The sequence below is a fragment of the Rhodoblastus sp. genome, assembly GCF_041915505.1.
Lineage (GTDB): Bacteria > Pseudomonadota > Alphaproteobacteria > Rhizobiales > Beijerinckiaceae > Rhodoblastus.
Window position 1 is genome coordinate 1 of the sequence record NZ_JAYSBG010000122.1, and the last position, 9,153, is coordinate 9,153.

Sequence of the window (9,153 nt, forward strand, 5' to 3'; positions counted from 1 at the left end):
GCCTCGCCATCGTCTATATCAGCCACCGCATGGAAGAGATCTACGAGCTCTCCGACCGCGTCACCGTCCTGCGGGACGGAACCTATGTCGGAACGCTCGACACCCAGGCGATCAGCCCCGCCGCCATCGTGCAGATGATGGTCGGACGCGACATTTCGACCTTCTACAAGAAGGACCATGACGCCCATTGCCTGCGCGGGCGCTCCATCCTGTCGGTCAGGGACATGTCCGACGGGCGCCGCGTCCGGGATTGTTCGTTCGATCTGCACGAGAATGAAGTGCTCGGCGTGGCCGGCCTCGTCGGCGCCGGGCGGACCGAACTGGCCCGCCTGATCTATGGCGCGGACAAGGCGGTCTCCGGAAGCGTCGCGGTCGATGGCGAGCCAGTGCGGATCGCTTCTCCGGCCGACGCCATTCGCGCAGGCGTTCTCTACCTGACCGAAGACCGCAAGAAGCTCGGCCTGTTCCTCGACATGTCGGTCTGCAACAACATCAATGTCGGCGTGGCGAAACGCGACGCCCGTTTCGGCAGTTGGCTCAATTTCCGCCGGTCCGGAGAGAGAAGCGCCCGCGCCATCGCCGATCTCAACATCAAGGTCAGCGCGCCGACCAATCTCGTCGGCGCCTTGTCGGGCGGCAACCAGCAGAAGGTGCTGCTGTCGCGTCTGCTGGAGCTGAATCCCCGGGTTCTGATCCTCGACGAGCCGACGCGCGGCGTCGATATCGGCGCGAAATCAGAAATTTATCGCCTCATCGACGAGCTGGCGAAGCGGGGTGTCGGCGTTATCGTCATCTCGTCGGAACTGCCTGAACTGATCGGCGTCTGCGACCGGGTCCTCGTCATGCGCGAGGGCCGCATCGCCGGCGAATTGGGCGGTCCGTCCAACGCGCCGATCAACCAGAACAATATCGCCGCGATCCTGATGGCGGCGTCGGAATACGAGGCCTCCGGGGCTCGCCACCCGCATCATTCCAACCTGGAGAGCCGCGCGTCATGATCGCCTCATCCCGGAATGCCGTTCCCGAGACAATCAAGAAATATCGACTCGGCGTCACGCCGCTCATCCATACGATGGGCATGCTGCCGGTCCTGCTCATCCTGTGCCTCATGTTTCAGTTTCTCACGGGATATGTGGAAACCGGCGCGTTCGGCGACGCCTGGCTGAACGGACGTTTCCTGAGCTGGCAGAACCTGTCCATCGTGACCCAGCAGGCGTCCATCAACACCGTACTTGGCGCCGGGATGACCTTCGTCATTCTGACGGGCGGAATCGATCTCTCGGTCGGCTCGATCCTCGCCGCCTCCGCGATGGTCGCCGTCTCGATTTCGCTTGTTCCCGGCGCCTCTTTTCTTGCGCTGCCGGCGGCTCTGCTCGCCGGCCTTCTGCTCGGCCTGTGCAATGGCGGCATGATCGCCTTCCTGAACCTGCCGCCCTTCATCGTCACGCTTGGCTCGATGACGGCGGTGCGCGGCCTCGCTCGCCTGCTCGGTAATGACACGACCGTCTTCAATCCCGACCTGTCCTTCGCCGTCATCGGCAATGGCGCGCTGTTCGGAATCCCGTGGCTGGTGATCATCGCCTTCGCGACGGTCGTGGTCTCCTGGGCGGTCCTTCGCCGGACCGTGCTCGGCCTGCACATCTATGCGGTCGGCGGCAGCTCGGACGCCGCGCGGCTATCCGGCATTCGCGTGCCGCTGATCCTGCTGTTCGTCTATGGCGTCTCGGGCCTGCTGTCCGGCCTCGGCGGCGCCATGTCCGCGGCCCGCCTCTATGCGGCGAATGGCCTTCAACTCGGGCAATCCTATGAGCTTGACGCCATCGCGGCGGTCATTCTCGGCGGCACGAGTTTCGTCGGCGGCGTCGGTTCGATCTGGGGCACGCTGGTCGGCGCGCTGATCATCTCGGTGCTCAGCAACGGCCTGGTCCTGACCGGCGTCTCGGATATCTGGCAATTCATCATCAAGGGCTTCGTCATCATCGGCGCCGTCGCGCTGGATCGTTACCGGCTGCGCGGCTCCGCGCGGACCTGAAAAAATCAACCAAAAGAGACGGGAGGACAACAATGTCGAAATGGAAAATCACCGGCGCGCTTCTCGCAGCGATGATGACGCTGCCGGCGCAGGCGAAGGAACTCAAGTCGGTGGGCATTTCGTTGGCTTCGCTGGGCAATCCGTTCTTTGTCGCCGTCGCCAAGGGCGCGACGGCCGAGGCCCAGAAGATCAACGCCAACGTCAAGGTGACGACGCTCGGCTTCGATTACGACCTGAACAAGCAGTTCAACCAGATCGACAATTTCATCGCCGCCGGCGTCGATCTGATCATTCTCAATCCCGGCGATCCTCATGCCGTGGCGCCGGCGATCAAGCGGGCGCAGGCCGCCGGCATCGTCGTTGTGGCGGTGGACACCGCGGCCGAGGGCGCAGACCTGACCGTCATGACCGACAATGTGAAAGCCGGAGAAATCGCCTGCCAATATATTGTCGACAAGTTGGGCGGGAAGGGCGACGTCGTCATCGAGAACGGCCCGCAGGTCTCGTCGGTGATCGACCGCGTCGCCGGCTGCAAGAAGGCTTTCGCGGCGGCGCCCGGAATCAAGATCCGTTCCGCCGATCAGGACGCCAAAGGCTCGCGCGATGGCGGACTCGCGGTCATGCAAGGTTATCTGACCCGCTATCCGAAACTCGACGCCGTCTTCACCATCAACGATCCGCAGGCCATTGGCAGCGATCTCGCGGCCAAACAGCTCGGCCGCGGCAATATCGTCATCGCATCCGTGGACGGGGCGCCGGATATCGAAAAGGCGCTGGCGTCGAAGACGCTGATCGAGGCCTCCGCAAGTCAGGATCCCTATTCGATGGCCAAACTCGGCGTTCAGCTGGGCAATGACCTGCTGAACGGGAAGAAGCCCGCGACCCAGACCACGCTCATTCCGCCCAAACTCGTCACTCGCGACAACGTGTCCGGATACCAGGGCTGGGAATCGCACCGCTAAGCGCAGTTGATCGGGAGGGATATCGATATGTCACGCGTTTCAATCGCAGCCCTGGCCGGATCGGCCGCGTTGCTGCTGAACAGTCAAGTCTATGCGCAACAGGCCGCGCCGGGTTTCGGCTCAAGCCCCACGGATATTGTCGGCGCGCAGGTGCATGACAGTTTCGCCACGGTCGGCCAGACGCTTTATGACCATGGCGTCACGGTCTCGTCGAGCTATACGGCGGAGCCGGCGGGCAATCCGGTCGGCGGCATAAGCCAGGGCGCGACTTATGCCGGACAGGTCTATTTCGGTCTCGACATCGACCTCGGCAAAATGCTGGCTTCGCAAGCCGCGAAGGACACTTATGTCCATTTGGCCGTCGTCGATCGCCAAGGCAACCGGCTGTCGCAATATTATATCGGCAGTTCGATCGGGCCGCAGGAAATCTGGGGCATCCAGAGCGTCCATCTGGCGGTGTTCACGCTCGAACGAAAGTTCTTCGACGGGCGCCTCGACGTGACGGTCGGCCGAAGCCCCGCCAATATCGCCTTCCTGGACTCGCCGATCTATTGCCATTTCATGGTCAATTCGACCTGCGGCAATCCGGCACTGATCTATTTCGCGAGCAATTTTTCCGGATTTCCGCAAGCGACCTGGGGCGGCGACGTCAAGGCCTGGCTGACCGACAAGATCTATCTCCACGGCGGGGCTTACGAGGTCAATCCGCGCGACGCCGACGCCGCCTGGCCCTTGGGCGAGTGGAGCGCGCAGCACGCGACCGGCGCTATTATGCCCTTCGAACTCGGCTATGCGACCACCTTCAAGAACGACGATCTGCCGCGCCATTATCAGGTCGGCGGCTGGGTGGATCGCTCATCCTACGCCAGCCCGCTCTATGCCGAGAACGGCGGCTTTTCTGCGCTCAATGGCCGCCCTTATGCGACCCTGTTCGGCCGCAACGGCGTCTGGGCGCGCTTCGACCAGATGATCACGCGTCCGGATCCGAACTCCAATCGCGGGCTGACGGTTTTCGGCGTGTTCATGGATGCGACCTCCGGCCAGCCGGCGATGTCGCAATATTATGAACTTGGCCTGCTGCAGCAGGGAACCTTCCAGGGCCGCGACGCCGACACGCTGGGCTTTGTCGTGAACGTGGAGAAGTGGAGCAATTACGCGCTCAACAATGTCCGCCTGGCGCGCGCGGCGGTCGGCAGCTTCACGGCGCCGTCGCCCTATATGGTGATGATGGAGCTGAGCTACGGCTGGCAGATCACGCCGGCGGTGCAACTATCGCCCAATCTGCAGGCGATCATCAATCCCGACAATTTCAACGAGCCGGCGCGGCCGAACAACATTCCGACCGCCTTCATCATTGGCGCCAAACTGAATGTCGATCTCGCGAAAGCGGCCGGCATCGGCGCCGAGGACCTCAGCACGCACGAACGGCAGCAGAAAGTGTTCTGACCCCAGGCCCCTCGCACGGTCGCGGCTGGCGTCCTCCCGACAGCCGCGCCGACGCCGATGGGACAAGAAAGCCAACGCGAACAAACGGATCAACCGCCGTGTTACACGAGACAGGATTTCCGGGAATGACAACACATATCGTGCAAGTCGAGCCTTTCGATCTTGTGGTCTTCGGCGGGACCGGCGATCTCTCCTATCGCAAGCTCTATCCCGCTCTGTTTCGTCGCCACGTCGAAGGCCAGCTCTCGCCGGGCACGCGCATCATCGGCGTCTCGCGCCAGCGGATCACGCGCGAGGATTTCGCCGCCGCCGTCAGCGACGCGTTGAAACGTTTCGACCCTGCTCATGCCGCCAATTCCGTTGCGCTCGACGCGTTCATCGCCGCGCTGGATTATATTGCGATCGACGCCGGCGGCGACATGGGCTGGGCCGATTTGCACGCGAGCCTGGGCGACGACCCAACGCGCGTCCGGGCCTTCTATCTGGCGACGTCGCCGGAACTGTTCGGCAAGATCGCCGATCGCCTCGCGCTTCACGACCTGATTACCCCGGCGGCGCGCGTCATCGTCGAAAAACCGATCGGCAAGAACGGCGCCAGCGCCGCAGCGATCAATGACGCGCTGGGCGCGGTCTTTGCGGAAAGCCAGATCTATCGGATCGACCATTATCTCGGCAAGGAGACGGTGCAGAATCTGATGGCGTTGCGCTTCGCCAATGTTTTGTTCGAGCCCTTGTGGAATTCCGGCCATATCGACCACGTCCAGATCACCGTGGCGGAAAGCATCGGCGTGGAAAGCCGCGCCGGCTATTACGACAAATCCGGCGCCCTGCGCGACATGGTGCAGAATCATCTCCTGCAATTGCTGTGTCTTGTCGCGATGGAGCCGCCGGCTTCCCTCACGGCCGATGCGGTGCGCGACGAAAAGCGCAAGGTTCTGCAGTCTCTCCTGAAGATCGATTCGCGCAACGCGTCGGATCGCACCGTGCGGGGTCAGTATCGCGCCGGGGCGGCGTTCGGCGAGGCCGTCCCGGGCTATGTCGAGGAAGTCGGGGATCCGCAGACCTTCACCGAAACCTTCGTCGCGCTGAAACTTGAAATCGAGAACTGGCGCTGGGCGGGCGTTCCCTTCTATCTGCGCACTGGCAAGAGATTGCCCGAGCGCGTCTCGGAAATCGTCGTCGCCTTTCGCAAGGTTCCGCACGCGCTGTTTACCGGAACGGCGGGAAAGCTCCACCAGACCAAGCTTGTCATCCGTCTTCAACCGGACGAGGGGATCAAGCTGTGGCTCATGATCAAGGAGCCCGGCCCCGGCGGGTTCCGTCTCCAGCATGTGCCCCTCGACATGAGCTTCGCGGACGCCTTCGGCGTCAATGGGCCCGAAGCCTATGAGCGGCTGCTGATGGACGTCATTCGCGGCAACGCCACCTTGTTCATGCGCCGCGACGAGGTTGAAGCGGCCTGGTCCTTCATCGATCCGATCCGGCAGGCCTGGGCGGAGGCGAAAGAAGCGCCGCGTCCCTATGTGGCCGGGAGCTGGGGACCGTCGGCGGCGGTCGCGCTGATCGAGCGCGATGGGCGAACCTGGGTCGAGGACGGCGAATGAACGCATCACGGCCAGAGCGCGCCGCCGCCGTCGCGCTGCGCAGGTTCGAAACCAGAGAGGCTTTGGCGGAGGCCTTGGCCCGTCGCGTCGCCGGCGCCCTCGCGGATCGACTGGAAACGGCGCCGCGCGCCGCGCTTGCCGTCTCGGGCGGCGCGACCCCGGTTCGTTTTTTCGAGGCGCTTTCCGAGCAGAAGATCGACTGGGGCGCGGTCGACATCACGCTGGTCGACGAGCGTTGGGTCGGCGAGTTGTCGGAACGCTCGAACGCCCGGCTGGTCATCAATCGCCTGATGCGCGGCGCGGCGGCGGAAGCGCGCTTCATCCCGCTGACCAGCCCGAGCCCAACGCCTGAAGGCGGCATCGAGGAAGTCGCCGCGCGCCTCGATACGCTGGCGCGTCCTTTGGCTGTCGTCGTTCTCGGCATGGGCGAAGACGGGCACACCGCCTCGTTTTTCCCGGATGGCGACGGCCTCGCGGAGGCGTTGAACCCCTCGACCGCACGGAAAGTGGCCATCGTCCGCGCGCCCGCCGCCGTCGAGCCGCGCGTCACACTCACTTTTCCGGTGCTCCGGAACGCCGGCCTTGTCCTGCTTCACATCGAAGGCGAGGCCAAGTTGCGCGCCCTGCGCGCCGCCGAACAGCGGGGACCGGTCGAAGACATGCCCATCCGCGCGTTCCTGCGCAGCGGCCGGCCTCTGGAGACGTTCTGGCGCATCTGACGCCGATCAGCGATCGAGGATCAAATATGGCGATTTTAAACGACAGAATTGGCGAGATCACCGAAGCGATCCTTCGCCGCAGCAGGGAGACGCGCGCGCATTATCTCGACCGGCTTTCCGGCGCGGTCTCCGCCTCGCCGCAACGCCGGCGCCTCGGCTGCGCCAACCAGGCGCATGGCTTCGCGGCCTGCGGGGCGAGCGACAAGGACGCCTTGCGCAAGGGCTCGACGCCCAATCTCGGCATTGTCACCGCCTATAACGACATGCTGTCGGCCCACAAACCTTATGAGCGCTACCCCGAACTGCTCCGTTCGGAAGCGCGGGCGATCGGCGCCACCGCCCAGGTCGCGGGCGGCGTTCCCGCCATGTGCGACGGCATCACCCAGGGCGAGGCCGGCATGGAGCTGTCGCTGTTCTCGCGCGACGTCATCGCCTTGTCGGTCGCGGTGGCCTTGTCCCACCAGACGTTCGACGCCGTCGCTCTGCTCGGCATCTGCGACAAGATCGTTCCCGGCCTGGTGATTGGCGCGCTTTCCTTCGGCCATCTGCCGGCGATTTTCATTCCCTCCGGCCCGATGCCGTCCGGCGTTCCCAACGCCGAGAAAAACCGCGTCCGCCAGCTCTTCGCGGAAGGAAAGGTCGATCGCGCGGCTTTGCTGGAAGTCGAGGCGAAATCCTACCATACGGCCGGCACCTGCACCTTCTACGGCACGGCGAACACCAATCAGATGCTCATGGAATTCATGGGCCTGCACCTGCCGGGCGCATCCTTCGTCAATCCGGACACGCCGCTCCGCGACGCCCTGACCCGCGCCGCCGTCCGCCAGGTCCTCGGCCAAACCGCACTGGGACCGAACTTTCTCCCCATTGGCTGCATGATCGACGAGCGGTCTTTCGTCAATGCGATCGTCGGCCTCGCCGCGACGGGCGGCTCCACCAATGCCGTGATCCATCTCGTCGCGATGGCGGCGGCGGCGGGCCTTGCGCTCGACCTGCGTGACTTCGAGGCGATCGCGGAAGTGACGCCCTTGCTGGCGCGGGTCTATCCGAACGGTCAGGCCGACGTGAACCAGTTCCACGCCGCCGGAGGCACAGTCCATGTCATCCGCGAATTGCTCGACGCCGGCCTCCTGCACGAGGACGCGCAGACCGTGTTCGGCGGCCATCTGGGCGCCTATCGACAGGAGCCAATTCTCGGTGCCGATGGTGAAATCGTCTGGCGCGACGGACCGGACGCCAGCGGCGACGAGGCCATTTTGCGGAGCGTCGGACGGCCGTTCAGCGCCACGGGCGGGTTGCGCATTCTGGAAGGCAATCTCGGTCGCGCGGTCATCAAGACCTCCGCGGTCGCGCCCGAACGGCATGTGGTCGAGGCGCCGGCTTTGGTGTTCCATTCGCAGGAGGCTCTGCAAGCCGCCTTCAAGGCGGGCCGGCTGGAGCGCGATTTCATCGCCGTGATCCGGTTCCAGGGCCCGCGCGCGATCGGCATGCCGGAGTTGCACAAACTGACGCCGCCGCTTGGCGTGCTGCAGGATCGCGGCTTCAAGGTGGGGCTGGTCACCGACGGCCGCATGTCGGGCGCGTCGGGCAAGGTCCCCGCCGCGATCCACCTGACGCCGGAGGCGCTCGACGGTGGCCCCATCGCCAAGATCCGCGACGGCGACCTGATCCGGCTGGACGCGGTCGCGGGAACCCTCGCCGTTCTGGTTCGCGATGAGGAATGGGCCGCGCGCCCGCTCGCCGCCGAGGACCTTTCCGCGTCCCACGCCGGGGTCGGCCGCGAACTCTTCACATCCTTCCGCGCCGTGGTCGGAACGTCCGACAGGGGCGCCAGCATTTTTTCGGGAACAGACGCATGAGCGAACGTCAGCCGCAACAGGGTCTGGAATCAATCCTGGGTCTCGCCTCGGTGATTCCGGTGGTCGTCATCGAACATCTGGCCGACGCCGTTCCTCTGGCGCGCGCGCTCGTCGATGGGGGGCTTCCGGCGATCGAGGTCACGCTCCGCACCGAGGCTGCTCTCGACGCGATCCGCGTCATCGCCGCCGAGGTCGAAGGGGCTGTCGTCGGCGTCGGCACCGTCCTCAATCCGCGCCAACTGGACGCCGCGCGGAAAGCGGGCGCGCGCTTCGCGGTTTCGCCCGGCGCGAGCGAGGCCCTGCTGGACGCCGCCGCCGCGTCCGAGGCGCCCCTCCTGCCGGGCGTCGCGAACGCCTCGGAAGCCATGCGGCTGATCGAGCGCGGCTATCGCTTCGCCAAATTCTTTCCGGCCGAACCAGCGGGCGGCGAGCCTTATCTCAAGGCGCTGTCCTCGCCGCTGCCGCAGCTACGGTTCTGCCCCACGGGCGGCGTGACGTTGGAAAGCGCGCCAAAATATCTCGCGCTTCCGA

8 protein-coding genes are annotated in these 9,153 nt (G+C 64.8%); all 8 read left to right on the plus strand.

Annotation, left to right across the window (positions count from 1 at the left end; all coding sequences use genetic code 11):
• Positions 1 to 998: sugar ABC transporter ATP-binding protein (locus ACE3S9_RS09585; protein WP_374546229.1), on the plus strand; the 998-nt coding region annotated here is incomplete at its 5' end.
• A gap of 74 nt (positions 999 to 1,072) precedes the next feature.
• Positions 1,073 to 2,032 (plus strand): ribose ABC transporter permease, encoded by a 960-nt coding sequence (locus tag ACE3S9_RS09590; RefSeq protein WP_374546235.1) that lies wholly within the window; start codon positions 1,073 to 1,075, stop codon positions 2,030 to 2,032.
• Positions 2,033 to 2,064: 32 nt separating this feature from the next.
• Entirely contained in the window at positions 2,065 to 2,994 is a 930-nt protein-coding gene (locus ACE3S9_RS09595; protein ID WP_374546230.1) for an ABC transporter substrate-binding protein, read from the plus strand.
• A 27-nt stretch (positions 2,995 to 3,021) separates the two neighbouring features.
• A complete protein-coding gene (locus ACE3S9_RS09600; RefSeq protein ID WP_374546231.1) occupies positions 3,022 to 4,440 on the plus strand; it encodes a carbohydrate porin in 1,419 nt (472 codons plus the stop codon).
• 125 nt (positions 4,441 to 4,565) lie between these two features.
• The gene (gene zwf / locus ACE3S9_RS09605; RefSeq protein WP_374546232.1) at positions 4,566 to 6,044 is read left to right on the plus strand and encodes a glucose-6-phosphate dehydrogenase; all 1,479 of its coding nucleotides are present in this window, start codon (positions 4,566 to 4,568) and stop codon (positions 6,042 to 6,044) included.
• A complete protein-coding gene (gene pgl / locus ACE3S9_RS09610) occupies positions 6,041 to 6,763 on the plus strand; it encodes a 6-phosphogluconolactonase (RefSeq protein ID WP_374546233.1) in 723 nt (240 codons plus the stop codon). The genes zwf and pgl overlap by 4 nt, the downstream gene beginning before the upstream one ends.
• 26 nt (positions 6,764 to 6,789) lie before the next feature.
• Entirely contained in the window at positions 6,790 to 8,622 is a 1,833-nt protein-coding gene (gene edd / locus ACE3S9_RS09615) for a phosphogluconate dehydratase (RefSeq protein WP_374546234.1), read from the plus strand.
• Positions 8,619 to 9,153: bifunctional 4-hydroxy-2-oxoglutarate aldolase/2-dehydro-3-deoxy-phosphogluconate aldolase (eda, locus tag ACE3S9_RS09620; RefSeq protein ID WP_374546236.1), on the plus strand; the 535-nt coding region annotated here is incomplete at its 3' end. The genes edd and eda, both read left to right, overlap by 4 nt.

Bases quoted from the DNA above. Each gene is read 5' to 3' on its own strand.
- ACE3S9_RS09600 (WP_374546231.1), top strand. From the start codon at position 3,022: ATGTCACGCGTTTCAATCGCAGCCCTGGCCGGATCGGCCGCGTTGCTG.
- ACE3S9_RS09595 (WP_374546230.1), top strand. From the start codon at position 2,065: ATGTCGAAATGGAAAATCACCGGCGCGCTTCTCGCAGCGATGATGACG.
- zwf (WP_374546232.1), top strand. From the start codon at position 4,566: ATGACAACACATATCGTGCAAGTCGAGCCTTTCGATCTTGTGGTCTTC.
- edd (WP_374546234.1), top strand. From the start codon at position 6,790: ATGGCGATTTTAAACGACAGAATTGGCGAGATCACCGAAGCGATCCTT.
- pgl (WP_374546233.1), top strand. From the start codon at position 6,041: ATGAACGCATCACGGCCAGAGCGCGCCGCCGCCGTCGCGCTGCGCAGG.
- ACE3S9_RS09590 (WP_374546235.1), top strand. From the start codon at position 1,073: ATGGGCATGCTGCCGGTCCTGCTCATCCTGTGCCTCATGTTTCAGTTT.